The 25,620-nt window shown below is 64.3% G+C and carries 23 protein-coding genes; 13 read left to right on the top strand and 10 right to left on the bottom strand.

The genetic code is table 11. The features are described from left to right. Positions 1–155: 155 nt before the first annotated feature. The 12 genes from NKI99_RS13020 to NKI99_RS13075 all read left to right on the top strand — a co-directional run bounded on the left by NKI99_RS13020 (position 156) and on the right by NKI99_RS13075 (position 15,613). Positions 156–557, top strand: a complete 402-nt coding sequence (locus NKI99_RS13020; protein WP_010912939.1) for a PTS sugar transporter subunit IIA — start codon at positions 156–158, stop codon at positions 555–557. Beyond that, positions 554–850, top strand: a complete 297-nt coding sequence (locus tag NKI99_RS13025) for an HPr family phosphocarrier protein (protein WP_023810630.1) — start codon at positions 554–556, stop codon at positions 848–850. Before NKI99_RS13020 ends, NKI99_RS13025 begins: the two co-directional genes overlap by 4 nt. 172 nt (positions 851–1,022) lie before the next feature. Beyond that, positions 1,023–2,423: an adenosylhomocysteinase gene (gene ahcY / locus NKI99_RS13030; protein WP_023810629.1), complete on the top strand. Its 1,401-nt coding sequence runs from the start codon at positions 1,023–1,025 to the stop codon at positions 2,421–2,423. 199 nt (positions 2,424–2,622) lie between these two features. Next, a complete protein-coding gene (locus tag NKI99_RS13035; protein WP_352554643.1) occupies positions 2,623–5,178 on the top strand; it encodes a sensor histidine kinase in 2,556 nt (851 codons plus the stop codon). An 8-nt stretch (positions 5,179–5,186) separates the two neighbouring features. Continuing rightward, positions 5,187–6,698: a tRNA (adenosine(37)-N6)-threonylcarbamoyltransferase complex ATPase subunit type 1 TsaE gene (gene tsaE / locus NKI99_RS13040; RefSeq protein ID WP_023810627.1), complete on the top strand. Its 1,512-nt coding sequence runs from the start codon at positions 5,187–5,189 to the stop codon at positions 6,696–6,698. After that, positions 6,695–7,423, top strand: a complete 729-nt coding sequence (locus NKI99_RS13045; protein ID WP_352611034.1) for a nucleotidyltransferase family protein — start codon at positions 6,695–6,697, stop codon at positions 7,421–7,423. The genes tsaE and NKI99_RS13045 overlap by 4 nt, the downstream gene beginning before the upstream one ends. Then, complete coding sequence (gene addB, locus NKI99_RS13050) at positions 7,420–10,554, top strand: double-strand break repair protein AddB (protein ID WP_352611035.1); 3,135 nt, start codon at positions 7,420–7,422, stop codon at positions 10,552–10,554. The genes NKI99_RS13045 and addB overlap by 4 nt, the downstream gene beginning before the upstream one ends. After that, the gene (addA, locus tag NKI99_RS13055; RefSeq protein ID WP_352611036.1) at positions 10,551–14,069 is read left to right on the top strand and encodes a double-strand break repair helicase AddA; all 3,519 of its coding nucleotides are present in this window, start codon (positions 10,551–10,553) and stop codon (positions 14,067–14,069) included. The genes addB and addA overlap by 4 nt, the downstream gene beginning before the upstream one ends. 76 nt (positions 14,070–14,145) lie before the next feature. Further along, positions 14,146–14,469: a thioredoxin gene (gene trxA, locus NKI99_RS13060; RefSeq protein ID WP_023810623.1), complete on the top strand. Its 324-nt coding sequence runs from the start codon at positions 14,146–14,148 to the stop codon at positions 14,467–14,469. 132 nt (positions 14,470–14,601) lie between these two features. Further along, positions 14,602–14,883, top strand: a complete 282-nt coding sequence (locus NKI99_RS13065) for a cupin domain-containing protein (protein WP_023810622.1) — start codon at positions 14,602–14,604, stop codon at positions 14,881–14,883. 71 nt (positions 14,884–14,954) lie between these two features. Further along, positions 14,955–15,203 carry a plasmid stabilization protein gene (locus tag NKI99_RS13070; RefSeq protein WP_352440513.1) on the top strand — a complete coding sequence of 83 codons (249 nt, stop codon included), beginning with the start codon at positions 14,955–14,957 and terminating at the stop codon, positions 15,201–15,203. Beyond that, positions 15,200–15,613 carry a type II toxin-antitoxin system VapC family toxin gene (locus NKI99_RS13075; protein WP_352440512.1) on the top strand — a complete coding sequence of 138 codons (414 nt, stop codon included), beginning with the start codon at positions 15,200–15,202 and terminating at the stop codon, positions 15,611–15,613. Before NKI99_RS13070 ends, NKI99_RS13075 begins: the two co-directional genes overlap by 4 nt. A 138-nt stretch (positions 15,614–15,751) precedes the next feature. Here NKI99_RS13075 and NKI99_RS13080 read toward each other — a convergent pair whose 3' ends face one another. The 6 genes from NKI99_RS13080 to NKI99_RS13105 form a co-directional block, all read right to left on the bottom strand. Continuing rightward, a complete protein-coding gene (locus NKI99_RS13080) occupies positions 15,752–16,171 on the bottom strand; it encodes a VOC family protein (protein ID WP_023810619.1) in 420 nt (139 codons plus the stop codon). Positions 16,172–16,195: 24 nt separating this feature from the next. After that, positions 16,196–17,521, bottom strand: a complete 1,326-nt coding sequence (locus NKI99_RS13085) for a bifunctional folylpolyglutamate synthase/dihydrofolate synthase (protein WP_352440510.1) — start codon at positions 17,519–17,521, stop codon at positions 16,196–16,198. Positions 17,522–17,639: 118 nt separating this feature from the next. Further along, positions 17,640–18,566, bottom strand: coding sequence for an acetyl-CoA carboxylase, carboxyltransferase subunit beta (gene accD / locus NKI99_RS13090; protein WP_023810617.1), 927 nt, complete (start codon positions 18,564–18,566; stop codon positions 17,640–17,642). Between the two features lie 98 nt (positions 18,567–18,664). Continuing rightward, positions 18,665–19,504 carry a tryptophan synthase subunit alpha gene (gene trpA / locus NKI99_RS13095; protein ID WP_352611037.1) on the bottom strand — a complete coding sequence of 280 codons (840 nt, stop codon included), beginning with the start codon at positions 19,502–19,504 and terminating at the stop codon, positions 18,665–18,667. Between the two features lie 2 nt (positions 19,505–19,506). Then, positions 19,507–20,757 (bottom strand): tryptophan synthase subunit beta, encoded by a 1,251-nt coding sequence (gene trpB / locus NKI99_RS13100; RefSeq protein ID WP_352611038.1) that lies wholly within the window; start codon positions 20,755–20,757, stop codon positions 19,507–19,509. A gap of 33 nt (positions 20,758–20,790) precedes the next feature. Beyond that, positions 20,791–21,450 (bottom strand): phosphoribosylanthranilate isomerase, encoded by a 660-nt coding sequence (locus NKI99_RS13105; RefSeq protein ID WP_352611039.1) that lies wholly within the window; start codon positions 21,448–21,450, stop codon positions 20,791–20,793. Between the two features lie 114 nt (positions 21,451–21,564). Between NKI99_RS13105 and NKI99_RS13110 the strand changes: the two genes are divergently transcribed. Next, a complete protein-coding gene (locus NKI99_RS13110; protein ID WP_352611040.1) occupies positions 21,565–21,783 on the top strand; it encodes a hypothetical protein in 219 nt (72 codons plus the stop codon). A 305-nt stretch (positions 21,784–22,088) separates the two neighbouring features. Here the strand turns inward: NKI99_RS13110 and NKI99_RS13115 are convergent, their stop codons facing one another. The 4 genes from NKI99_RS13115 to NKI99_RS13130 all read right to left on the bottom strand — a co-directional run bounded on the left by NKI99_RS13115 (position 22,089) and on the right by NKI99_RS13130 (position 25,560). Then, complete coding sequence (locus tag NKI99_RS13115) at positions 22,089–22,847, bottom strand: M48 family metallopeptidase (RefSeq protein WP_352611041.1); 759 nt, start codon at positions 22,845–22,847, stop codon at positions 22,089–22,091. Between the two features lie 200 nt (positions 22,848–23,047). Then, a complete protein-coding gene (locus NKI99_RS13120; RefSeq protein ID WP_352440507.1) occupies positions 23,048–23,530 on the bottom strand; it encodes a DUF2852 domain-containing protein in 483 nt (160 codons plus the stop codon). A gap of 117 nt (positions 23,531–23,647) precedes the next feature. Continuing rightward, entirely contained in the window at positions 23,648–24,790 is a 1,143-nt protein-coding gene (locus tag NKI99_RS13125; RefSeq protein ID WP_023810610.1) for a benzoate/H(+) symporter BenE family transporter, read from the bottom strand. Then, on the bottom strand, positions 24,790–25,560 hold the full coding sequence (locus tag NKI99_RS13130; protein WP_023810609.1) for an alpha/beta hydrolase: 771 nt from the start codon (positions 25,558–25,560) through the stop codon (positions 24,790–24,792). Before NKI99_RS13130 ends, NKI99_RS13125 begins: the two co-directional genes overlap by 1 nt. Positions 25,561–25,620 lie beyond the last annotated feature (60 nt).

The following is a 25,620-nucleotide window of genomic DNA, read 5'->3' on the forward strand; positions in this document are numbered from 1 at the left end:
GGTTTTTTGCTGCAATGCGTCAAAATGGCATGTGCCTGCGCAATTTTGGGCTTGTCAACGGGCCGTGCGTCGACAAGATAGCGCTCCCGCCGCCTGGATTGGCTGGCGAGCATAAAATGCGCCTGTGAAGCGGCGATGACGGGAGCCACCAAAGAATGATCGGACTCGTGCTTGTAACGCACGGTCAACTGGCCACCGAGTTCCGACATGCCGTCGAACATGTCGTCGGGCCACAAGACAATTTCGAAACCGTGGCGATCGGTGCCGACGACGATATGGAGCAGCGTCGCCGCGACATCGTCGACGCTGTTGCCCGTGTCGATACCGGGGCGGGCGTCATCGTGCTGACCGACATGTTCGGCGGCACGCCCTCCAACCTTGCCATTTCGGTGATGGAATCCGGCCGCACCGAGGTGATCGCCGGCATGAACCTGCCGATGCTGATCAAGCTCTCCTCGATCCGCAAGGGCGACAATATGGCCGCCGCGCTCGATGAGGCTCAGGCCGCCGGTCGCAAATACATCAACGTCGCCAGCCAGCTCCTGAGCAGCAAATGAACGCCCTGTCCCCGGAAAAAGATCAGATTGTCCGGGACTTTCCCATCATCAACCAGCGTGGCCTTCATGCCCGCGCTTCGGCGAAGTTCGTCCAGCTGGCCAGCGGCTTCGATGCCTCGGTGCATGTCGAGAAGGATGGCGTCAAGGTCGGCGGCACCTCGATCATGGGCCTGATGATGCTGGCGGCAAGCCCCGGCTATTCGATCCGCGTCACCGCCAGCGGGCCGGAGGCCCGGCAGGTCATCGACGCCCTGGAGCAGCTGGTGGCGTCCCGCTTTGGCGAGGAATGCTGAGTGCAGATGCGCGCCTGAGAGACATGCAGGGATAAAGATTTCTTTATATCCCATTGTCGACCCTGCTCCGATCTGCTAGTCAGGCCGGCAATTCGCGCCCTTCGACGCGCCGACCGGCGCGGGCGTGTCCGCAACAAATTCGCAAGCACAACATTCGCATCGGAGTACTGCCATGACGGGTAGCAAGGACTATGTGGTCGCCGACATCTCGCTTGCCGGCTGGGGCCGCAAGGAACTCGAGATCGCCGAAACCGAAATGCCGGGCCTGATGGCCTGCCGTGAGGAATTCGGTCCCAAGCAGCCGCTCAAGGGCGCGCGCATCACCGGTTCGCTGCACATGACGATCCAGACGGCGGTGCTGATCGAGACGCTGAAGGAGTTGGGCGCCGATATCCGCTGGGCCTCCTGCAACATCTTCTCGACCCAGGACCATGCGGCCGCGGCCATCGCCGAAGCCGGCATCCCGGTGTTCGCCGTCAAGGGCGAGTCGCTCGAGGAGTATTGGGACTACACCGACAAGATCTTCCAGTGGGCCGACGGCGGCCTCTCCAACATGATCCTCGATGATGGCGGCGACGCCACCATGTACATCCTGATCGGCGCCCGCGCCGAGGCCGGCGAGGATGTGCTGTCCAACCCGCAGAGCGAGGAAGAGGAATACTTCTACGCCCAGGTCAAGAAGCGCCTGAAGGCTTCGCCCGGCTTCTTCACCAAGCAGAAGGCGGCGATCCGCGGCGTCACCGAAGAGACGACCACCGGCGTCAACCGGCTCTACCAACTGCAGAAGAAGGGCCTGCTGCCCTTCCCCGCCATCAACGTCAACGACTCGGTCACCAAGTCGAAGTTCGACAACAAATATGGCTGCAAGGAATCGCTGGTCGACGGCATCCGCCGCGGCACCGACACGATGATGGCCGGCAAGGTCGCTGTCGTGTGCGGTTATGGCGACGTCGGCAAGGGCTCGTCGGCCTCGCTCAAGGGCGCCGGCGCCCGCGTCAAGGTCACCGAGGTCGATCCGATATGCGCCCTGCAGGCGGCGATGGACGGTTTTGAAGTCGTCACGCTGGAAGATGCGGCCCCCACCGCCGACATCGTCATCACCACCACCGGCAACAAGGATGTCGTCACCCTCGACCATATGCGCTCGATGAAGGACATGGTCATCGTCGGCAACATCGGCCACTTCGACAATGAGATCCAGGTCGCCGCGCTGCGCAATTTGAAATGGACAAACGTCAAGCCGCAGGTCGACATGATCACCTTCGCGGACGGCAAGCGGATGATCCTTTTGTCGGAAGGGCGGCTGCTCAATCTCGGCAACGCCACCGGCCACCCGAGCTTCGTCATGTCGGCATCCTTCACCAACCAGGTGCTGGCCCAGATCGAGCTCTACACCAAGCCCGGCCAGTACGAGAACCAGGTCTATGTCCTGCCCAAGCATCTCGACGAAAAGGTCGCGCGCCTGCATCTCGACAAGCTCGGCGCCCGTCTGACCGAACTGTCCGGTGAACAAGCCGCCTATATCGGCGTCACGCCGCAGGGTCCGTTCAAGCCGGAACACTACCGCTATTAACCAAAGCTAAAATTACTACCAGATATTGAGGCCGGGCGATTGACTTTTCGCCCGGCCATATTTTTGCGCGCCATCAGCCTTCACGGCGATTCGGCGAGGGGTTATTGTCAGGTGATTCGGCGATGCTTCCAGCCCAAGAGGGTCAAGAGAAGCACGCATCAGGGCGGTCTTGCATTCAGGCGGCGGAGAGGACCAAGACATGCCGGGGCAACACCCGCACAGAGCGGGACGGGCCGTTTCCGGCGGCCATGACGATTCGGGGATTGCTGGCTCCGCCCTGGAAGGCGGGAGCCTGTCCTGGCGCGCCCGCGCGTCGACATTTCTTGCCACCTCCGCGCTCACGGTCCCCTTGGCTGGCGCCGTCGCGCATGCCGAAACCGCTGCTGCCAGCGTGGCTGGACTGTCGCTGAGCGCCATCGAGGTCATGCAGCTTGCCGTGTTCGTCGGCGTGACTGGTGCCGCGCTGATATCGGCCATCGTTCTCATCCGCGAAAGAGCCCGCACCTCGGCGGAGAATGTCGAACTCAGGAGCCGCTTGGCCGACATCAACGCGGCGCTCCGCCGTTCGGAGGCGCTGCTCAATCTGCGCGACCAGCGCGTCGTCGTCTGGGCCGCGGAAAACAAGAAGCCCGAGCTCATCGGCACATTGCCCGTCGAAAGCGGCGCTCCCGAGGATAGGGCCGCTTTTCTTGCTTTCGGCCGCTGGCTGATGCCGCGTTCGGCGGCGGCACTCGAACATGCCGTCGCGGGATTGCGCGAAAAGGCCAGACCCTTCGACCTCGTCATCGAATCGCAGGCCGGCGCGCCGCTCGAAGTGCATGGCCGCAAGAGTGCCGCGCATGTGCTCGTGCGTTTTGTCTCGCTCTCGGAGACGCAGCGCAGCCAGGCCAGGCTGAAGATCGAGAACCAGCGGCTGGCCGCCGACCACGACACGATGATCGGCCTGCTCGACGCGCTGAACATGCCGGCATGGCTCCGCGGCGAGGATGGCGGGTTGAAGTGGGTCAACCGCGCCTATGCCGATGCCGTCGAAGCCGAAAATGCCGAAGCCGCGGTTCGGGAGAAAAAGGAGTTCCTCGGCGGCCAGGCGCGCGATGCTATTGCCGCCCAGCACAAGACGCATCCGGTTTTCGAGCAGTCGCTGTCCACCGTGATCGAAGGTGACCGCCGTGTGTTCGCGGTCACCGATTTCGCCGGCAGCGATGGCTCGGCCGGCCTTGCCTGCGACACCAGTGCCATCGAGACCGTTCGCGGCGAATACGAACGGACCGTGCGAAGCCACGCCGACACGCTCGACCAGCTCAACACGGCGGTCGCCATTTTCGACACCGACGAGAAGCTGCGGTTCTTCAATCAGGCCTTCCAGAAGCTTTGGGGGCTGGACGCCGGCTTCTTGCACAGCGCACCCGACAATGCCTTGCTGCTCGACCGGCTGCGCAGCGAGGGCAAGATCGCCGAACAGCCTGAATGGCGCCGCTGGAAGGAAGGCCTGCTCGGCGCCTATCGCGCCGTCGAATCCCAGGAACATTGGTGGCATCTGCCGGATGGCAAGACCATTCGCGTCGTCGCCAATCCGCAGCCCAAGGGCGGCGTGACCTGGGTGTTCGAGAACCTGACCGAGAAGATGGACCTCGAAAGCCGCTACCAGACAGCGGTGCGGGTTCAGGGCGAGACGCTCGACAATCTTGCCGAAGGCGTGGCGGTGTTCGGACCCGACGGCAGGCTCCGGCTGTCGAATCCTGCCTTTGCCACTCTCTGGGGATTGAGCGGTGAAGCGGCCAAGCCCAGCGTCCATGTGTCGGCGATACGTGACCTCTGCGACCGGCAGGCCGCGGACAGCCCCTGGCCCAGCTTCGTTGCCGCCATCACCGGCTTTGACGACGAGCGCCGCGACCGCCACGGACAGACCGAGCTCAACAATGGCAATGTGCTGAGTTACGCCATGATCCCGCTGCCCAACGGGCAGGTGATGATGACCTTCGTCGACGTTACCGACAGCGTCCATGTCGAGCGGGCGCTGAAGGACAAGAACGAGGCGCTGCAAAAATCCGACCAGCTCAAGAACGAATTCGTCCAGCACGTCTCCTATGAACTGCGCTCGCCGCTGACCAACATCATCGGCTTCACCGAACTCCTGTCGCAGCCCACGACCGGTCCGCTGACGCAGAAGCAGCGCGAATATGTCGAGCATGTCAGCTCGTCCTCCTCGGTCCTGCTCACCATCGTCAACGATATCCTCGACTTGGCGACGGTGGACGCCGGCATCATGCAGCTCGACATTTCCGAGGTGCAGGTCGATCGCACCATCGCCGCTGCGGCCGAGTTGGTGGCCGACCGGCTGGAAGAGCATTCGATCAGTCTCCAGGTCGACGCCGTCGCGGCGCCGAAGACGTTCCATGGCGATGAGGTCCGCGTCCGCCAGATCCTCTACAATCTGCTCAGCAACGCCGCCAATTACGCCCCGGAAGCCAGCATCATCCGGCTCACTTGCCGCCATCTGGCGGATGGGGTGGAATTCTCGGTTCATGACGACGGCCCCGGCATGCCGCCGGATGTGCTTGATTCGGTGTTCCGCCGTTTCGAGCCGCGCGCCAATGGCGGCCGCCGGCGCGGCGCCGGCCTCGGCCTGTCGATCGTCAAGAGCTTCGTCGAGCTGCATGGCGGCAGCGTTCGCATCGAAACCGGCAAGGACAAGGGCACGACCGTCATCTGCACCTTTCCAGACATGCCGGGCATCCGCGCCGCGGCCGAGTAGCGCGTTCGATGACCGGACTGGTGCTGGAGCGATTACTCGCCGACGAGACCCACACAGCGCGGCTGGGCGAAGATCTGGCGCTGTCGCTGCGCCCGGGCGACGTGATCGCCCTCAAGGGCGATCTGGGCGCCGGCAAGTCGACGCTGGCGCGGGCCTTGATCAGGACCCTGGCCGACGATGCCGGCCTCGACGTTCCGAGTCCGACCTTCACATTGGTGCAGAGCTACGACACCCGCATTCCGGTCCATCATTTCGATCTCTACCGCCTGTCCTCGGCGGACGAGCTCGATGAGCTTGGGTTCGACGAAGCCCTGGCGCAGGGTGCTGCTTTGGTCGAATGGCCGGAACGGGCGGAAGCCCATCTGCCGAAAACCACGATCCTGATAGAGCTCGTCCAGCATGGCGACGGCCGGCTGGCGCGATTGTCAGGGCAGGGTGATGCCTTCGATCGGGCGGCACGGTCGCTGGCCATGCGCGACTTTCTCGTGAACGCCGGCTGGGGGGAAGCGCAGCGCCGCCATTTCATCGGCGATGCCTCGGCCCGCTCCTATGAGATCGTTTCGCTGCCGGACCGAAAGCCGCAAGTGCTGATGAACTCACCACGGCTGGTGCTCGGCCCGCCGGTTCGCGACGGCAAGCCCTATGCAGAGATCGCGCACACCGCCCAGTCGGTCTCCGCCTTCGTAGCCATCGACCGCGCCTTGAAAGCGGGTGGGGTCAGCGTTCCGGAAATCCATGCCGAGGACCAGGAGCAGGGATTTTTGCTGCTCGAACATCTCGGTTCCGAGGGGTTTCTCGGCGGCGATGGCCAGCCGGTGGCCGAGCGCTACATGGCGGCGGCCGAGCTGCTGGCCATGATGCATGGCAGGACCTGGCCGCAGCGCCTGGAAACAGGACACGGCGGCTTCCACGACGTGCCACCCTTCGACCGCGATGCCATGATGATCGAAGCCGATCTGCTGGTCGACTGGTATGTACCGGCGATATCGGGCGACCCGGCAAGTGACAGCTTGCGCGCCGGTTACCACAAGCAATGGAACGCGCTCCTCGACCGGCTGCAAGGCCGCGAGTACACGCTGATGCTGCGCGATTTCCATTCACCCAACATCATCTGGCGCGGTGATCGTTCCGGCCATGACCGGCTGGGCATCGTCGATTTCCAGGATGCGCTGATCGGCCCGTCCGCCTATGACGTCGCTTCGCTTGCCATGGACGCTCGTGTTACGATGTCGCCCGAGCTCGAGAGAGCGGCGCTCGACGCCTATGTCGCCGCGCGCCACGCAGCCGGTGCTTTCGACGAAGCAAGCTTCCTCGAAACCTACGCCGTCATGGCGGCGCAGCGGAATTCCAAGATCCTCGGCATCTTCGTCCGTCTCGAAAAGCGCGACGGCAAGCCCTATTATCTGAAACACCTGCCGCGCATTCGCGATTATCTGCGCCGGGCCTTGTCTCATCCGGCGCTGGCAAGCCTGCGCGAGTTCTACGACGCCCACGGTTTGCTGGAGGAGCGAGCGCTGTGACAGCAGGACCCGACACCGCCATCGTACTCGCAGCCGGCCTTGGCAAACGCATGCGGCCGATTACCGACACCATCCCCAAGCCGCTGGTCAGGATAGCCGGCAAGACGTTGCTCGACTGGAGCCTCGACAGCCTGGCCGCCGCCGGCGTCGGCAAGGCGGTCGTCAACGTCCACTACTTTCCCGAACAGATCGTCGCCCATGTCGCCGCGCGCCGCGCGCCAAACATCGTCATTTCCGACGAGAGCGAACAACTGCTCGATTCCGCCGGCGGCATCGTCAAGGCGTTGCGGGAACTGGGCGATCAGCCCTTCTACATCCTCAACGCCGACACGTTTTGGATCGATGACGGTCCTCTCAATCTCCAGCGCCTCGCCCTTGCATGGGACGCGGCGAAAATGGATATTCTGCTGATGCTGGCGGATCTCCAACAGGCGACCGGACACTGCGGCAGCACCGATTTCCTGGTGGCGCCGGATGGCGGCTTGCGGCGTTCGAAAGGCGACCCGGCGGGGCTGATCTATGCCGGGGCGGCGATCGTCCATCCGCGCCTGTTCGAGGGTGCACCGGCCGGGCCGCACTCGCTCAACGCCTATTTCGATTCCGCCATCGCGGCCGGCCGCCTGTTCGGCATGCCCATGCATGGCCACTGGATCACCGTCGGCACGCCCGATGCCGTACCGCTCGCGGAAGCGGCGGTCGCCGGTGCGCTCATCGAGTCGCAATGAGCGGCTCCAGCCGCGTTTTCTCAATCCCCCCCGGAGCGCCGTTTCTGCCGACGCTTGCCGAGGCGTTGCTTGCCGGCCGTCTTGTTCCGGGGTTTCGATTTGACGGAGACCCGCTCGCTTTGGCCGATGTCACCATCTATGTGCCGACACGCCGTGCCGCGCGCGCTCTGCGGGGTGTCTTCGTCGACAGCCTGGCGGCACGCGGCGGCGGCGGCTCGGCGATCCTGCCGGTCATCCGGCCACTGGGCGAGTTCGACGAGGATGAGGCTGCATTCGAGACCGAGGCATCGGCGGCCATCGATCTCGCGCCGCCGATTTCGGCAACCGAACGCCTGTTGCTGCTGACGCCGCTGGTCCGGGCCTGGAAACGCCGGCTGCCGGCGCATGTCGCCGCCCTTTTCGCCGAGGAGATCGTCATCCCGGCTTCCACCGCCGACGCAATCTGGCTGGCGCGCGATCTCGCCCGGCTGATGGACGAGATCGAGACGGAAGGAACGGACTGGGCCAAGCTCACCGATCTGGTGACCGGCAACCTTGCCGGGTGGTGGCAGGTGACCCTCGAATTCCTCGGCATCGTCACCGAAGCCTGGCCGAAATTCCTCGCGGAAAGCGACCGCTCCAATCCGGCCGCGCATCGCAGTGCGCTGATCCGCGCCGAGGCGGCGCGGCTGCTGCGCAATCCGCCCGCTGGCCCCGTTATCGCCGCGGGCTCGACCGGCTCGATACCCGCCACGGCCGAACTGCTTGCCGCGATCGCGCGCTTGCCCGGCGGCGCCATCGTGCTGCCGGGCCTCGACCGGACGCTGGACGAAGCGTCGTTCCAGGCGATTGCCGCGCCTGGCGCGCGTCCAGCCGTACTCGGCCACCCGCAATATGGCTTGGCCAGGCTGATCGGCAAGATCGGCGTATTGCGCGGCGACGTCGAGGAGATTGGCGTGGCCGAACCGCGACTTGCGCTTCGCGCCGCCCTTGTCGGCGAAGCGCTGCGGCCGGCCGAAACCACCGAACTCTGGGCCGAGACACGTGCCGGTTTCCCGGCGTCCGACATTGCCGGCGCCTTCGCCGAGGTGACCTTGCTCGAAGCTGCCAGCGAACGCGATGAAGCTGTCGCCATCGCCGTCGCGCTCAAGCGCGCGGTCGAACAGCCCGGCCAAAGGGCGGCTCTCGTCACCGGCGACCGCGCGCTGGCGCGGCGCGTCTCGATCGAGCTCCAGCGCTTCGGCGTCGCGGCCGACGATTCCGGTGGCACGCCGCTCGCCAACACCCCCGCGGCCAGCCTGCTCAGGCTGGCGCTCGAGGCATTATTCAGGCCAGGCGATCCGGTCGGCCTGCTGTCGCTGCTCAAGCATCCGCTGCTTGGCCTTGGCCTCGAACGGGCCGATGTGCGCCACGCGGCGGAACTGGTCGAGCTGGTGGCGCTGCGCGGCGGCACCGGCCGCCCCGACATCGTTTCGCTGCCGGAACTGTTTGAGGCCCGCCTCACCGGCCTGGGCGGCGGCAGCCGGCAGCCCTTCTGGTTTTCCCGGCTGACCGTGCGCTCCATCGAAACCGCCCGGAATTTGCTTGAACGTCTCAAGCCGGCGCTGGCGCCGCTCGCAGCCTTCCGCGGCCGGGACGATGCCGACCTTGCCGCGCTTGTCAGGGCCAGTGTCGCCATCCTCGAAAATCTCGGCCGCACCGTCGATGGCGGCCTTGCCGAACTCTATGCCGGTGACGCCGGCGAGAAGCTTGCCGAACTGCTGCGCGGGCTGGTCGCGGCTTCGGCTTCGCTATCCTTCGCGGCGACCGAGTGGCCCGATATCATGGCGGCGCTGATCGCGCCTGAAACGGTCAAGCCGGCACACGGCACCGACCGGAACATCGCCATCTGGGGCGCGCTGGAAGCGCGCTTGCAGACTGTCGATACGCTGGTCATCGGCGGGCTCAACGAGGGCGTGTGGCCGCGCAAGCCAGAGAGCGACCGCTTCATGTCGCGGCTGATGAAGACCGGCATCGACCTCGAACCGCCGGAACGGCGCATCGGCCTTGCCGCGCATGATTTCCAGATGGCCATGGGGGCTGGGAAGGTCGTGCTGTCCCGCTCGGCGCGTGCCGGCGACGCACCCGCCGTGCCATCACGCTGGCTGCAGCGGCTGTTGACCTTCATCGGCAACGATCAGGCAGCAGAGTTGCGCCGGCGTGGCGACGAACTGCTCGCCTGGGCGCGCGCGCTGGATACAGGCCCAAGGCAGGATTTCGCGCCACGGCCGCAGCCGAAGCCGCCCTTGTCGGTGCGCCCGACGCATTTCTCGGTCACCGAGATCGAGACCCTGCGCCGTGACCCCTACGCCGTCTATGCAAGACGCATCCTCGGCCTGATGCCGCTCGATCCGGTCATTCGCGATCCTGGTGCGGCCGAGCGCGGCACGCTGTTTCACGCCATCCTGCACCTGTTCTCAGGCAGCGTCGCCGATCCGCGCGCCCCCGATGCGCTTGCCGGCCTTATCGCAGCCGGCCGCGTCTGTTTCGTCGAAGCCGACCTTCCGGCGGATGTCGAGGCCGTGTGGTGGCCACGTTTCGAGAAACTCGCCGCAAACATCATCGAGTGGGAGCGCACGCGCGCCGATGCAGTGACAAGGCGCCATGCCGAGGAGCGCGCCGGAAAGACCGTCGTCGGCCAATCCGGCGTGACTCTGTCCGGCTACGCCGACCGCGTTGACCTTTTGGCCGGCGGCATGGCCGACATACTGGATTACAAGACGGGGTCCTCGCCGTCCAAGGCGCAGGCGCACACACTGCTTGCGCCGCAACTGGCGTTGGAGGGCGCGCTGCTCAGGCGCGGCGCCTTCAAGGATTTGGGCGCGCGCGAGCCCTCTCAACTGGCCTTCATCAGGCTGAAGCCGAATGGCGAGGTGTTCGAGGAATCCATCCTCGAACACAATCGCCAGCCGCGGACCGCGACCGACCTTGCCGAAGAGGCCTGGGCGCGGCTGGAAAAGCTGTTGATCCACTATGCCGATCCTGCGACGGGTTATCTGTCGCGCGCGCTGCCGTTCCGCGAAGGCGAGACCGATGGCGACTACGACCATCTTGCCCGCGTGCTCGAATGGTCGGCAGGCGGCGATGCCGGTGACGAGGGAGGGGAGGCATGAAAAAGGCCTATCCGATCCCCAGCGACACCGCGACCAGCCAGGCCCGCGCCGCCGATCCCGGCAATTCCGCCTGGGTGTCGGCGAATGCCGGATCCGGCAAGACCCATGTGCTGGCCCAGCGCGTCATCCGGCTGCTGCTGCGCGGCACCGATCCGTCGAAGATCCTGTGCCTGACCTATACGCGTGCCGCCGCCGCCAACATGTCGAACCGGGTGTTCTCGACGCTGTCGGAGTGGACGACGCTTGGTGACGCGGACCTTGCGGCAAAGGTCGAGGCGCTGGAGGGCCGCCGGCCCGATCTCGAGACCATGCGCCGGGCGCGGCGCCTGTTCGCCGAGGCGCTGGAAACACCCGGTGGGCTGAAGATCCAGACCATCCATGCCTTCTGCGAATCGGTGCTGCACCAGTTCCCGCTGGAAGCCAATATCCCGGCCCATTTCGAGATGCTCGACGGCCAGATGGAGGCCTCGCTGTTTGCCGCGGCTCGCCGCGAGATGATTTCGGGCACATCCGCCGGTGACAAGAATCTGGCTGAGGCTTTTGCCGCCATTCTCGATCTGGGCGGCGAAGCCGGGCTAGACGCCTTGCTGGGTGAGATCGTGCGCAAGCGCGACGGCTTGCGCAATTTCATCGACGCCGTCGGGCGTGACGGCACGCGCTTCCAGGCCCTGTTCGACGAATTCCATTTCCATCCAGGCCAGACGGCCGAGGGCATAGCCGCTTCGGTATGGCCGTTGCCGGGTTTCCTGCCCGACTATTTTGCCGGCTTCGCCCACGCAGCCGAGGCCACCGACGCCAGATCGGTGCTGAACAACATCCTGCCCTATGCGCGGCAGGCTTTCGCCGAGGGCGATCCCATTCGGCGCCTGCAACTGCTCGCGCGAGCCTTCCTCAAGACCGATGGCGACGCCTACGACCCGGCAAAGGCCTTCAAGAAGGCCCTGGTCGACCGGCTGCCGGATCTGGCGGAGCGCTATCTCTCGGCCGCCAACGTCATCGTCGAAACCACCGACCGGCTGGCCCTGTTCCGGATGCTGGAGGGTACAAGAGCGGCGCTGACCATCGCCGACTGGCTGATCGCCCGCTACGAAATGCTGAAGCGCAGCCGCGGCTTTCTCGATTTCAACGACCTGATCACCCGCACCGTCAACCTGCTGGCGCGACCAGACGCCGGCCCCTGGGTGCAGTACAAGCTCGACCAGGGCATCGACCATATCCTGCTCGATGAAGCGCAGGACACCAGTCCGGACCAATGGGAAGTGGTGAAACGGCTGGCGGAAGAATTCTTTGCCGGCTTGGGCGCGCGCGACAGGGTCCATCGCACGGTCTTCGCCGTCGGCGACGAGAAGCAGTCGATCTATTCGTTCCAGGGGGCTGCCCCGGACTCCTTCGCCGACAGCCGGCTGTTGTTCGCCGGACGAGTGCGTGACGCCGAGGCGTCCTTTGCCGACCTCAAGCTGACCTGGTCGTTCCGCTCGACCGACGATGTTCTGACCGCGGTCGACCGCGTCTTTGCCGACGCGAGCGTGCGGCGCGGCATCAGCCATGATCCCGATCCGCTGCGCCACCAGGCGATCCGCACCGACGCACCGGGCTATGTCGAGGTGTGGCCGTCAGTCGGCGCCGATGTCGTCGATGAGCCCGACGACTGGACGCAAGCCATCGACCATGCGCACGCGCCGGCGGTGCGCGTGGCCGAGAACGTCGCCGCCACCATAGCCGGCTGGATCGGCACCGGTGAGATCATCGAGGGTCGCGGCAAGCGGCTGCGGCCGGGCGATGTGCTTGTGCTGGTGCGCAAACGCGATCGCTTCGTCCATGCGCTGACCCGCGCACTCAAACGCCGCGACATTCCGGTCGCCGGCGCCGACCGGCTGAGCCTGCCCGGGCACATCGCGGTCAAGGACCTGATTGCGCTCGGTCACCTCCTCATCCAGCCGCAGGACGACCTGTCGCTCGCCGCGGTGCTGCGCAGCCCGATCTTCGATCTGCCGGAAGAGACGCTTTTCACGCTCGCCGCGCAGAGGCCGGCTGGCCTGTCGTTGATCGCATCGCTGCGCCAGCACGCCGGCGAAAGCGAGAGAATGGCGAAGATCGTCGCTCAGGTCGACATCTGGACGAACGAGGCCGCCTTCAAACCGGTGTTCGAGTTTTACGCTTGCCTGCTGGCGCGCGATGGCGTGCGCCGCAAGATGATCGCGCGGCTTGGGCCCGAAGCCGGCGACATTCTCGACGAGTTCCTGAGCTTCTGCCTTGCCGAGGAGCGAACCGGCCTGCCGGGGCTGGAAGCCTTCCTGTCGACGCTGGAAAACGCCGGTCCCGAGATCAAGCGGGAGATGGACCAGACCCGCGACGAGGTCCGGGTCATGACCGTGCACGCTGCCAAGGGGCTGGAAGCGCCGGTCGTGTTCCTGGTCGATGGCGGTTCCGCCCCGTTCAGCGACCAGCATTTGCCGCGCCTGATGCCCTTCGACGGCTCCGGCGCGAATTGGGACGGCAAGGGCTATCTCTGGCGCTCGGCCAGCGACGTCGCCAACGGCTTTTCCAAAGCAGCGGCAGCGCGGGCACGGGAACTCGCCGACGACGAATACCGCCGGCTGCTCTATGTCGGCATGACCCGTGCCGAGGACCGGCTGATCGTCTGCGGCTATCACGGCAAGCGGGCGCCGAACGCCGGCACCTGGCACTCGATCGTCAGCCGCGCGCTGATCGGCGCGCCGGAAAGCGAACAGCGTGCGCATCCCGCCGGCGGCGAGCCGGTGCATCGTTTCCATGTCACCAAGCTGCCGCCGGTCGCCCAGGCTTCCAGCGAGCAGGCGCGGCGGACGGATGCTTTCGGACCTTTGCCGGCGACTTTGTTCCGGCCCTTGCCGCCCTTCGAGGATCTGCCGCGTCCGCTGTCGCCATCCGGTGCCTCGGCGCTGATAGACGAAGGCAAGGAAGCTGTGGTCGACAAGACGTCTCCGGTGCTGGACGCCGATGCCGAGCCGGGCTTTGCGGTGCTGCGCGGGCTTGCCCTGCACAAACTGCTGCAGATGCTGCCCGGCATTGCCGAGCCCGAACGCACGGGCGCGGCGCGGCGCTATCTCGCAAGAACGGGCGCGGACTGGCCGCCGTCAGAGCGCGAAAAAGCCCTGGCGTCGGTCACATCAATCCTTGCCGACGTCGGCTTCGGTCAGTTGTTTGCGCCATCGTCGCGTGCCGAAGTCGCGATCATGGGCAGCCTGGAGGTCAAGGGCAAGAAGCGCTCGATTTCCGGCAAGATCGACCGGTTGGCGGTGACATCGGACAGTGTGTCGATCGTCGACTACAAGACCAATCGGCCGGCGCCCGGCTCTCTGGCCGAGGTTACGCCGGCCTATGTCCTGCAGCTCGCGCTCTATCGCGCCTTGCTGCAACCGCTCTATCCCGGCCGCACGGTCAAGGCGGCCTTGCTGTTCACCGAGGCGCCACGGCTGATCGAACTGCCGGCCAGCGCCATGGACGACGCTCTTGCTCGACTCACGCGAGCGTGACACAACACCTGCTTGAAGAAGGGCGCGATCGCCACCACATTTGGTGGTACAAAAACTTTCAAAAGGATTTTTCCATATGGCAACCGTGAAGGTCGACAAGAGCAACTTCCAGGCTGACGTGCTTGACGCCAACGTACCGGTCGTCGTCGATTTCTGGGCGGAATGGTGCGGCCCCTGCAAGCAGATCGCTCCGGCGCTCGAAGACATCGCCACCGAACTCGGCGCCAAGGTCAAGATCGCCAAGCTGAACATCGACGAGAATCCCGAGCTTGCCGCCCAGTTCGGCGTGCGCTCGATCCCGACGCTGATGATCTTCAAGGGCGGCGAAATGGCCGACATGAAGGTGGGTGCGGCGCCGAAGACCGCGCTGTCGCACTGGATCAATGGCAACCTCGCCTGACCTGTCTGAAATTCCTGATATCAAGCCCGGCCTCGCGCCGGGCTTTTTGTTGGCGTCATTGGTAACAGGCTCTGGCCCTCACATCCGGGCGATCCATGTCTTCTGTTGGCAGCGCAAGCAGGGAGAAATGATATGACCGGATCCGCCAAGGCCACCGTCTTCATCGACAATGAGCGCGTCATCGTCACCGAATACCGCTTCCAGCCGGGCGACAATACCGGCTGGCATCGCCATGGCCATGACTATGTCGTGGTGCCGCTGATGGACGGCAAGGTGAAGCTGGTGACCAAGGATGGCGAGAACTTCGCCGAGATGAAGAAGGGCGCACCCTATTTCCGCAAGGAAGGCGTCGAGCACGACGTGATCAGCGCCAATGAGGGTGAATACGCCTTCATCGAGATCGAGCTGAAGTGATGGCGTGCCATCATCTGCCATCTTGATGGCAGGGGCAGGAAAGGCTATATCTTTTCAAAAGGGAGTTTGAAATGGCCGAACCCCAGCTTTCCGTCCGCAGCGCAAAAGCACGTGATCTTGCGCATCGACTCGCTCGTCGCGAAAACCGCTCAATAGCTGATATCGTCGAACGCGCGCTTGAATCCTATGAGATTCGCGAGGCCGGGCGAGAACCGGCATCCGCCTTCTACTCCCGCCTGACGGCAAGCGTTGGCGTCGACATCGATCTGGAAAAAATCATCCGGGAAAACCGCAAGGTCCATACAGGGCCGGAGCTTTGATTTTCGTCGACACCAATGTGATTTCTGAGAGCCTTGGAAAGGCGCCTGACGCGGCTGTCATGGCTTGGCTGGTTCGCAACGATACCGAACTGGCGCTTCCCACGGTGGCGATTGCCGAAATCGCTTTCGGTATCCAAAAGATACGACCTGACGAGCGTGCCGATCGCCTGGAGCAAGGTCTCTCCCAATGGCGCCATCGCTTTGCCGGTCGCATTTTTGGGCTGACGGAGGAGGCGGCTCTGGCTTATGGCGAGATTATGGGAACGGCGACGCGCAAGGGCCGGGGCATGTCGGCACCCGATGGCATGATTGCAGCGATAGCGCGCGTGAATGGCGGTCGGCTGGCAACGCGTAACCTGAACGACTTCGGCCCGGCCAACCTCGAGCTGATCTCACCTTGGGATTTCTAATGCATGTCGCCCAAAAGTGATCTCTGTTTTGGGAAGACGACATGCATAAAAACAATGGCCTAAAGCGGGTCACCTGAATCCGTTCAGACGCGACACGCGTTAGGGCGTTTCACCGTTTCACGGAAAAGGAGGAATGCTCTACCAATCGGCGATGCGGTCGCCGCCGGCGAACTGTGCGCTTTTGCCGGTGTATTCGAACAGCTCGATCTTCACGCCGTTGGGATCGCGGATCCACGCCTGGAAAGTGTCGTCGCAGGCGTGCTTCTTGGCCGTGACGTCGATGCCCTTCGATTTGATGTGATCGATCGCAGCATCGATGTTTTCCACCTCGAGGCAGAAATGGTTGATCTGGTTCTGCTCGGTGTAGGCCGTGCCGTCCTTCTGGAACACCTCGATGTGGCTGCGCCCGCCGCAATTGAGGTAGAACCCGAAAATCTTGCCGTCGCGCAGGAAATTGAACTGCGTATCCAGGCCCAGCACGTCGCGATAGAAGCTTCGCGTTGCCTCCAGGTCATGCGCGAAGATGCAGACGTGAGCGAGCTGCTTGACCTTGATCATGACGGGTTCCTCGCAACTCCGACCTCAGGTCGGCGGAGTGCCGTTCTCGGCCAGCACCGCGCCGGTCAGATACAACGAACCGCTGATCAGGATGCGTGGCGCCGGGCCGTCCCAGGTGTCGCGCAGCAGCATCAGCGCGCTGGCGACGGAACTCACCGGCTCGGCGGTCAGCCCGGCTTCCGTTGCGCGGATCGCCAGTTCGTCGTTAGGCACGCCGGCCTCGCTGAGGCTCACCGGCACCGTGTAGACATGCCGGGCGAGGCCCTTGAAGGCACGGAAATAGCCGCTCTGGTCCTTGGTGTTGATCATGCCCGAGATGAGGAACAGCGGACGCGGGTTCTTCTCTTCCTGCTCGGCCAACGCTTCGGCAACCACCACGCCGGCGCCCGGATTGTGGCCACCGTCGAGCCAGATGTCGGCGCCCTTGGGTGCCAGTTCGGCCAGCCGGCCCTGCATCAGCTTCTGCATGCGGCCGGGCCAGGCGACATTGATCATCGCCTTTTCGGCGGCGCGATGGCTGATCTCGAAACCGGCCGCCTTGACCGCGGCGATCGCCGCCGCCGCATTGGCGAACTGGTGGCGTCCGGGCAGCCTGGGCGGCGGCAGGTCCATCAAGCCGTCTTCGTCCTGGTAGACCATGCGGCCGTTTTCCTCGAAGGCAAGGAAATCCTGGCCGTAGACGAAGGTGGGGCATTCAAGCCGCTCGGCGGTTTCGATCAGCACCTGCAGCGCCGTCTCGCTCTCCTGCGCGCCGATGACCACCGGACAGCCGGGCTTGATGATGCCGGCCTTTTCGGCCGCGATCAGTTCGACACGGTCGCCGAGATAGGCCTCGTGGTCGAGCGACACCGGCATGATCACCGACACAGCGGGCTCCTTGACGACATTGGTCGCGTCGAAGCGGCCGCCGAGCCCGACCTCGATGATGGCGGCGTCGGCCTGGTGTTCGGAAAACAAGAGGAAGGTGACTGCGGTGAGAATCTCGAAGACGGTGATCTTCTCGCCCTCATTGGCCCTGGCGGCACGGGCAATAGCATCGGCGAAAACCCTGTCTTCGACCAGCCTGCCGCCGCCATCGGCGGCCAGCCGGTAACGCTCATGCCAGTTGACCAGATGCGGCGAGGTATGGACATGGACGCGGTAGTCCGCGGCCTCGAGCAGGGCGCGCGAAAAGGCGGCGCACGAGCCTTTGCCGTTGGTGCCGGCGATGTGGATGACCGGGGGCAGCCGATCCTGCGGATTGTCAAGCCGCTCCAGCAGCCGCGAAATGCGGTCGAGCGAAAGGTCGAAGCCTTTCGGATGAAGTGCCATCAGGGCTTCGATTTCGCGGTCGGCGGCAAGCGTCGTCATGGGTAGAATCCTAGCGCATGAGCCTGAAAACCAGAATCGTTTCGGATGGCCATGGCAATCAAAAGCTACAGCGCGCCGAAGCCCTCGTGCAATCGCGGTCGCGGCGCCTCGTGTCGCTTCAGGCTTGCGGCCGAGCTTCCGCGGCGACCGCCGCCGGCGGCAGGATTTCCGGCTCCAGCGGCTTTTGCTCCTCCGGCAGCTTGAGCAGCATCTTGAGCAGCCGCGATATGGTTTCGCGCAGCTCCAGCCGCGACACCACCATGTCGACCATGCCGTGCTCCATCAGATATTCGGAGCGCTGGAAGCCGTCGGGCAATTTCTCGCGGATCGTCTGTTCGATGACGCGCGGTCCGGCAAAGCCGATCAGCGCGCCGGGCTCGGCAATGTGCACGTCGCCCAGCATGGCGTAGGAGGCGGTCACGCCGCCCGTGGTCGGGTTGGTCAAAACGACGATATAGGGCAGGCCGGCTTCCTTCAGCCGGTCGACACCGATCGTTGTCCGCGGCAATTGCATCAGGGACAAAATACCTTCCTGCATGCGGGCGCCGCCGGAAGCGGCGAACAGGATCAGCGGCCGCTTGCGCTGCAGGGCCACTTCGAAGCCATGCACGATGGCGTCGCCGGCAGCCATGCCGAGCGAGCCGCCCATGAAGGCGAAGTCCTGCACCGTGACCACCACCGGCAGACCCTCGACGGTGCCCAGCGCATTGATGATCGCGTCCTCAAGGCCGGTCTTGGCCTTGGCGTCCTTCAACCGGTCGACATAGCGCTTCTCGTCGCGGAATTTCAGCGGATCCTGCATCACCTTGGGGTTGTCCAGGGTCTCGTATTTGCCGCCATCGAAGAAGAATCTCAGCCGCTCCTTGGCCGAAATCTTCATATGATGGCCGGACGAGGGAATGACGAACTGGTTGGATTCCAGGTCCTTGTGGAACACCATCTCGCCGGTCTCCGGATCCTTGATCCAGAGGTTCTCGGGCATGTCGGTGCGCCGGCCGAGCATCGAATTGATCTTCGGGCGAACGTAATTGGTGATCCAGTTCATCGCTTCGGCTCCTGTCCTGACGAAGAGTTAGTGCATGTCGCCTAAAAGTGGAAACCGGTTTTGGGATAACGACATGCGCAAAAGCTGAGGTAGGAGAACTATTCGGCAGCAGCAAGGCGGGCCGAACGCACGCCTTGCGCAAGGCCGCTGACCAGCGTGGCGACGGCTTCGGCCGGATCGGCGGTCTTTTCGCCCTTCGGTCCCAGCACATTGGCTACCGCATTGACGATCGCGGTGCCGACGACCACGCCGTCGGCATTGGCGCCGATCACCCGGGCCTGCTCGGCGGTCTTGACGCCGAAGCCGACGCAGACCGGCAGGTCGGTATGGCCCTTGATGCGCTTGACCGCCGCCGCCACCTTGCCGGTGTCGGCCAGCGCCGAGCCGGTGATGCCGGTCATCGAGACGTAATAGACGAAGCCCGACGTGTTCTGCAGCACCTTGGGCAGGCGCTTGTCGTCGGTGGTGGGTGTGGCCAGCCGGATGAAATTGATGCCGGCTTTCAGCGCCGGAATGCACAGTTCCTCGTCCATCTCCGGAGGCAGGTCGACGACGATCAGCCCGTCGATGCCGCTGGCGATCGCGTCCTTGAGGAAGCGGTCGACGCCATAGATGTAGATCGGATTGTAGTAGCCCATCAGCACGATCGGCGTCTCATTGTCGCCGGTCCGGAAGTCGGCTGCCATCTTCAGCGTCTTGACCAGCGTCTGGCCGCCTTTCAGCGCCCTGAGACCCGCCGCCTGGATTGCCGGGCCGTCGGCCATCGGATCGGAGAACGGCATGCCGAGCTCGATGATGTCGGCGCCAGCCTTGGGCAGTGCCTTCATGATCGACAAAGAGGTGTCGTAGTCCGGGTCGCCGCCCATGAAATAGGTGACGAGCGCCGGGCGGCCTTCGGCTTTCAGTTTTGCCATGCGGCGGTCGATGCGGGTCACCATGATCAGATCTCCATGCCCAGCATCGAAGCCACCGTGTGCACGTCCTTGTCGCCACGGCCGGACAGGTTGACGATGACGATCTGGTCCTTGTCCATGGCGGGCACGATCTTCACCGCATGCGCAATGGCATGCGCGGATTCCAGCGCCGGGATGATGCCTTCGACGCGCGTCGTCAGCTTGAAGGCCTCCAGCGCTTCGTCATCGAGGATCGGCACGTATTCAACGCGGCCTGAATCGCGCAGCCAGGAATGCTCCGGCCCGACGCCGGGATAGTCGAGGCCGGCCGAGATCGAATGCCCGTCCATGATCTGGCCGTCGGCGTTCTGCAGGAGATAGGTGCGGTTGCCATGCAGCACGCCCGGCGCGCCGGCATTCATCGAGGCGCAATGCTCGATGCCGTCGAGACCGCGTCCCCCGGCCTCGATGCCGATGATGCGAACCTCCTTGTCGTCGAGGAAAGGATGGAACAGGCCGATGGCGTTCGAACCGCCGCCGACAGCAGCGATGATGGTGTCGGGCAGCCGGCCTTCCTGCTCGAGGATCTGCGCCCGCGCTTCGATGCCGATCACCGATTGGAAGTCGCGCACCAGCTCCGGATAGGGATGCGGGCCGGCGGCGGTGCCGATCAGGTAATAGGTGTCCTCGACATTGGTCACCCAGTCGCGCAACGCCTCGTTCATGGCGTCCTTCAGCGTGCCGTGACCAGCGGTCACCGGCCGCACTTCGGCGCCCAGCAGCTTCATGCGGAAGACATTGGGGCTTTGCCGGACGACGTCGGTGGCGCCCATATAGACGACGCAGGGAAAGCCGAATCGGGCCGCAACCGTGGCTGAGGCCACGCCATGCTGGCCGGCACCGGTCTCGGCGATGATGCGCTTCTTGCCCATGCGCTTGGCCAGCAGGATCTGGCCGAGGCAATTGTTGATCTTGTGCGAACCGGTGTGGTTCAGATCCTCGCGCTTGAAATAGACCTTTGCGCCGCCCCCGATGCCCTTCGCCGAGGAAACCTCACGAAGATGCCTGGTCAGCCCCTCGGCGAAATAAAGCTTCGACGGCCGTCCGGCATAGTGGGTCGACAGGTCAGTCAGCTCGGCCCTGAAATCCGCATCGTTCTTGACCTCGTTCCAGTGCCGCTCCAGATCGAGGATCAGCGGCATCAGCGTTTCGGCAACGAAACGACCGCCGAAAATGCCGAACATGCCCTGTTCGTCGGGCCCAGTGCGGAAGGAATTGGGTGTCGCCGGCTTGTTCATCGCCGATCTCCTGGCTTGTCGTTTACAGCACGCTCAGGCTGCGCAGGTGTTCCGCGCGGCCCTGACGGCCCGGAAAAACTGTTCGATCAGCGCCGGATCCTTGATGCCCGGCGCGCTTTCCACGCCTGAGGAAATGTCTATTCCGGGCGGGTCGGCAAGCCGAAGGGCATCGCCGATATTGGCGGCGTTGAGCCCACCGGAAAGCATGTAATCGACGCTGCCGTCAAGGCCGGCGAGGATGTGCCAGTCGAAGGCCACACCATTGCCGCCCGGCAGCTCTGAGCCTTTCGGCGGCTTGGCGTCGAACAGGAACCGGTCGGCTATGCCGATGAACGGCTTTATCCGTTCGAGATCGGCGGCCTCGCTGAGCGGCAGCGCCTTCATCACCGGCAGGCCATAGCGGGCTTTGACCTCGGCGACGCGCTCGGGCGTTTCCGCACCATGCAGCTGCAGCATGTCAGGCTGCATTTTAGCAACGATTTCATCAAGGAAGGCGTCGCTGGTATCGACGGCGACGGCAACCGCCATCGCCTTGCCGCGCGCAGTCTCGCGCAGACGGCCAGCCTCGGCAGGTTCGACATAGCGCGGGCTTTTGGCGAAGAAGATAAACCCGACATGGCTGGCGCCGCCGGCCAGCGCCGCGGCCATTGCCCCGTCGGTCTTCAAGCCGCAGATCTTGATGTCGAGTGCCATGGCGCGGGAATTGGCATGAAAAGCGAAAAGAGTCGAGAAAAAGCGTGCTGTTTGCCGGCACGGCCAAAGGCGCTACCTATGGATGGACAGGAGCAAGGCGGGGAGAGCACGATCATGACCGACAGGACAATTGCCGAACTCAGGCAGAAGATAGCGCAGGCGCGCGAGGTCATCGCGCACCTGCTCGGCAAGGCTGCCTTCAATGGCGCCGAAGCGCACCGGGCGCTCGATTATTTCGGCGGCGATGAATTCGACGGCAATTTCCTGCCGTGGCCGCATCATGGCGATGAGGGGTTGCGGCCGGAAGAGCTTAATGCGGCGAATGACGACTGAATTTCGTCATCCTAGGGCGGAGCGACGCGAAGCGGAGCGCAGACCCTAGGATCCATGCCGTGACATCCACCGAAGGATGCGGCGGTGGAGAATGAACGCGTTGCTGAAAAGGTCGTTTTGTTCTGGCGGATATCCGAGACCTGCACCGTTGCGGCGCTCGTGCGTCACGGCATGGATCCCAGGGTCTGCGCCGCGTCGCTTCGCTCCTTGCTCCGCCCTAGGATGACGACGTTGGAGATAGCTTCGCCAATCTCCAACGGTCGCGCGAGTAGCCTACTGCGCTCGACGTGCCGCTCGGCTGCCGCCTACTCGAACATGATCGCCTGCAGCGCACCGCCATTGCGCTTCAGCCAGTCCTTGCAGCGATCGGTGTCGGGGCAGAGCTTTTCGCACAATTTCCAGAATTTCGGACCATGGTTCATCTCCTTGAGATGCGCCACTTCATGCGCCACAAGGTAGTTGATGACCGGCGACGGCGCCATCATGATGCGCCAGGAGAAGGACAGATTGCCTTCGGAGGTGCAGGAGCCCCAGCGGCTCGACGTGTCCTTGAAGCGGACGGCCTTGGCGCGTTTGCCCAACGCCTGGGTGTGCTTGAGCACCAGCTTCTCGATGTCCTTCTTGGCCTCGCGCTTGAGGAAGTCGGCGATGCGGCGCGGTAGGTGTATGCGATCGCCGTGCACGATCAGCAGCGGGCCGCGCTCATCGCTCGACACCGTCACGGTCCCGCGCTTTGATGGTTCATGGACGATGCGGTGCGCCACGCCGCGCACCGGGATCCTGATACCTGGCCGCACCTGCGGCCGCGTCGGCACCTTGGCCAGTCGCTGCTCCAGCCAGTCCTGGTGCCGCTCGAGGAACCTGTCCACCTCGCCGCGGCGCAGGCCTGGCGGCACGGTGATGCGCAGACCCTGGCCGCCTGAATCGATGCGCAGCGTCATTCGGCGCGCCCTGGCGCTCTCGACGATTTTGAGCGGCAGCGTGCGGCCGGCGACGCAATATTCGCGTTCCACGACAGGCGTGGGCTTGGGCTTTGTCAGATTGCGAAAGAAGCCGAGAGTCATGGCGGGACGATACGCGATTCGAGAAAAACGACTAGAACAAAAAAGAAACGGCGCCGCTCGCGCGACGCCGTCGTCATACCTTGGCCTGTCCTACAGCGCCGCGCGACCTCTGGGACGCGCAAAGGACGCTGTAGCACTCTAAGTTGGCGCATGATCCTTTCCGAAAACCGGTTCCGGTTTTCGGGGTCATGCGTCGGGCGTCAGTCGTCAAGCAGGTTCGAACCCTTGCCACGCTTGGTGGTCGTCGTTCCGGCGCCCGGATCGGCCTTCGTCGGAGCCGTCGACTTGTTGCGGTTGGCCATGAACCGGTCGAACTCGTCCTGGTCCTTGGCGCGGCGCAATTCGCGGGCATACTCGTCGAACTGGGTCAGCATCTCGTCGAGCTTGCGACGCTCTTCGTTCAGGCGCTCCAGTTCCTTTTCGCGCCAGTCGTCGAAAGCGACGTTGCCGGTGCGGGCGGAGCCATTGCCCCAGCGCGCGGCCTTGTCGGAACCGCGGCGGCATCCGGCGAAGATGCCGTCGGTCGCGCGGTTGACGTCACGCTTGAAGCCATCGAGGCGGTCGCCCCAAATGATGTAGGCGAGCATGGCGAAGCCGAGTGGCCAGAACACCATGAAACCCACAACCATCAACGCGATGGTTGCCGGCGTCCAGGCCGGACGGATCAATGCGGATGTGTTCATTTTCTCCCATTCCTTCGGTTGGAGACAGCCAAACCCGGCTGCGTGGAATCGAAATGGGAAGAGAAAAACGGCGATTCAAGACAATGTCCGCCAAATCCGGACAAGCATCTGAAATGATTATCGCTTTTTGATCATATCGAGGGAAAGCACGACCAACCCGGCAATCAGGCCCCAGAATGCGGCGCCAACGCCGAACAGCGTCAGGCCCGACGCGGTGACGACAAAGGTGACGGTGGCGGCCATGCGATCCGCCTCTTCCTTCAGCGCGATAGACAGCGCGTTGGCGAGCGACGCCATCAGCGCCAGGCCTGCCACCAGCACGATCAGGCTCTGCGGCAGCACCGCGAAGATCGCCACCAGCGAAGCGCCGAAAATAGCAAAGATGAGATAGGCGAGCGCATAGAACGGCCCGGTCTTCCAGCGCTCGGCGGGATCGGGGTGGACGTCCGGTCCGGTGCAGATCGCCGCCGAGATCGCCGCCAGATTGGTCGTCGAGCCGCCGAACGGCGCCGAGAGCAGCGAAAACAGGCCCGTGACACCGATCAGCGGGCCGGGCTCCGGGTGATAGCCGGCGGCGCGCAGCACGGCGAGGCCGGACAGGTTTTGCGACGCCATGGTGACGAGATAGAGCGGCAGTGCCAGGCCGATCACCGCCTTGGTGGTGAAGTCAGGCGCAATCAGCGTCAGCGTCGACAGTTCCGGTGTCGGCAGGCCACCGACACGGCCGGTGAGGAAAGCGGCGAGGCCACCGCCGATCAGAACCGCCAGCACCGACAGCGCCGGGTTGAACAGCCTGATAACGAAGAAGACGGCGATCAGCGGCAGGATCAGCCACGGGTCGATCGGAATGGTCTTCACCGCATTGAGCGCGAAGGTGACGACGATGCCGGCCAGCATGCCCGAGGCGACGGAGGGCGGTATCCTCGAGATCAGCTTGGTCAGGGGCCGAAACAGCCCTGTGGCGATCAGAAGGACGCCGGTGACGATGAAGGCGGCGACGGCCTCGCTCATCGAAAAGCCGCTCGATGCCGCGATCAGCGCCAGGCCCGGCGTCGACCAGGCGGTGATGACAGGCATTTTCGTGCGCCATGACAGCCACAGGCTCTCGATCGCCATGGCCAGGCAGATCGTCGTCACCCAGCTTGCCGTCTCGATCTGCGTCGCACCGACTGCGGTGGCGGCTGCGATGACGATGGCCAGCGTGCCGCCGAAGCCGACGATCGCCGCGACGAAGGCGGATATCGGGATGGAAAGGCGCATCAGTTTCCCCTCTGCGCCATCGCATCGACGGCCCGCACCAGCATGTCGAGATCTTGGGGTCGCGACAAGCGATGGTCGCCGTCGGGGATCAATGACAGTGTCACGTCGTCGGCGGGCAGCAAGCTGACCAGCTTCAGTGCGTGGCTTGCAGGCACGTCCGCATCGGCCAGGCCCTGCAGGATGTGCACCGGGCAATGGGTGTCGATCGGGCCTGTCATAACCCGGTTGTAGCGCCCGTCCTCGATCAGGGCGCGGGTGTAGATGTAGGGTTCCGTGGAATAGTCCGACGGCTCTTCGAAGAAACCTTTTTTGGCGAGATCGCGCTTCTGCGCCTTGGTCAGCACCGGTTCGACCAGGTCGGCGGTGAAATCCGGGGCTGGCGCCAGCAGCACCATGCCGGCGACGTTGCTATCGCCTGCCTTGCGCAATTCCTGCACCATGCGCAGCGCGATCCAGGCGCCCATCGAGGAGCCGACCAGGATCTGGCTGCCCCGGGTGAAATGCCGGAACACGGCAAGGCTCTGCGCAAGCCATGTCGAAATCGTGCCGTCGGCAAAGGCGCCGCCGGATTCGCCATGGCCAGAATAATCGTGGCGCAGGAAGGCGCGGCCTTCTTTCGCCGCCCAGTCCGTCAGCGTCTGCGCCTTCGTGCCCAGCATGTCCGACTTGTAGCCGCCGAGCCAGACGATGCCTGGCGCAGAGCCAGCAGTATGGCGCACCGCGATGCGCGATCCATCTACATCCAGAAAGATTGGGGGCGTAGCAGTCATGGCTTTTCCTCAACGCGGGTCTTGTGACACAGCCGGTGGCGTGGCGAAAAGTGCTCACGA

The organism is Mesorhizobium sp. M0239, from assembly GCF_040321815.1.
Lineage (GTDB): Bacteria > Pseudomonadota > Alphaproteobacteria > Rhizobiales > Rhizobiaceae > Mesorhizobium.

Excerpts from the sequence above, each read along its gene's own strand:
- NKI99_RS13020 (WP_010912939.1), top strand. The coding sequence starts at position 156 with ATGATCGGACTCGTGCTTGTAACGCACGGTCAACTGGCCACCGAGTTC.
- NKI99_RS13025 (WP_023810630.1), top strand. The coding sequence starts at position 554 with ATGAACGCCCTGTCCCCGGAAAAAGATCAGATTGTCCGGGACTTTCCC.
- ahcY (WP_023810629.1), top strand. The coding sequence starts at position 1,023 with ATGACGGGTAGCAAGGACTATGTGGTCGCCGACATCTCGCTTGCCGGC.
- NKI99_RS13035 (WP_352554643.1), top strand. The coding sequence starts at position 2,623 with ATGCCGGGGCAACACCCGCACAGAGCGGGACGGGCCGTTTCCGGCGGC.
- tsaE (WP_023810627.1), top strand. The coding sequence starts at position 5,187 with ATGACCGGACTGGTGCTGGAGCGATTACTCGCCGACGAGACCCACACA.
- addB (WP_352611035.1), top strand. The coding sequence starts at position 7,420 with ATGAGCGGCTCCAGCCGCGTTTTCTCAATCCCCCCCGGAGCGCCGTTT.
- addA (WP_352611036.1), top strand. The coding sequence starts at position 10,551 with ATGAAAAAGGCCTATCCGATCCCCAGCGACACCGCGACCAGCCAGGCC.
- trxA (WP_023810623.1), top strand. The coding sequence starts at position 14,146 with ATGGCAACCGTGAAGGTCGACAAGAGCAACTTCCAGGCTGACGTGCTT.
- NKI99_RS13065 (WP_023810622.1), top strand. The coding sequence starts at position 14,602 with ATGACCGGATCCGCCAAGGCCACCGTCTTCATCGACAATGAGCGCGTC.
- NKI99_RS13070 (WP_352440513.1), top strand. The coding sequence starts at position 14,955 with ATGGCCGAACCCCAGCTTTCCGTCCGCAGCGCAAAAGCACGTGATCTT.
- NKI99_RS13080 (WP_023810619.1), bottom strand. The coding sequence starts at position 16,171 with ATGATCAAGGTCAAGCAGCTCGCTCACGTCTGCATCTTCGCGCATGAC.
- NKI99_RS13085 (WP_352440510.1), bottom strand. The coding sequence starts at position 17,521 with ATGACGACGCTTGCCGCCGACCGCGAAATCGAAGCCCTGATGGCACTT.
- accD (WP_023810617.1), bottom strand. The coding sequence starts at position 18,566 with ATGAACTGGATCACCAATTACGTTCGCCCGAAGATCAATTCGATGCTC.
- trpA (WP_352611037.1), bottom strand. The coding sequence starts at position 19,504 with ATGGTGACCCGCATCGACCGCCGCATGGCAAAACTGAAAGCCGAAGGC.
- trpB (WP_352611038.1), bottom strand. The coding sequence starts at position 20,757 with ATGAACAAGCCGGCGACACCCAATTCCTTCCGCACTGGGCCCGACGAA.
- NKI99_RS13105 (WP_352611039.1), bottom strand. The coding sequence starts at position 21,450 with ATGGCACTCGACATCAAGATCTGCGGCTTGAAGACCGACGGGGCAATG.
- NKI99_RS13110 (WP_352611040.1), top strand. The coding sequence starts at position 21,565 with ATGACCGACAGGACAATTGCCGAACTCAGGCAGAAGATAGCGCAGGCG.
- NKI99_RS13115 (WP_352611041.1), bottom strand. The coding sequence starts at position 22,847 with ATGACTCTCGGCTTCTTTCGCAATCTGACAAAGCCCAAGCCCACGCCT.
- NKI99_RS13120 (WP_352440507.1), bottom strand. The coding sequence starts at position 23,530 with ATGAACACATCCGCATTGATCCGTCCGGCCTGGACGCCGGCAACCATC.
- NKI99_RS13125 (WP_023810610.1), bottom strand. The coding sequence starts at position 24,790 with ATGCGCCTTTCCATCCCGATATCCGCCTTCGTCGCGGCGATCGTCGGC.
- NKI99_RS13130 (WP_023810609.1), bottom strand. The coding sequence starts at position 25,560 with ATGACTGCTACGCCCCCAATCTTTCTGGATGTAGATGGATCGCGCATC.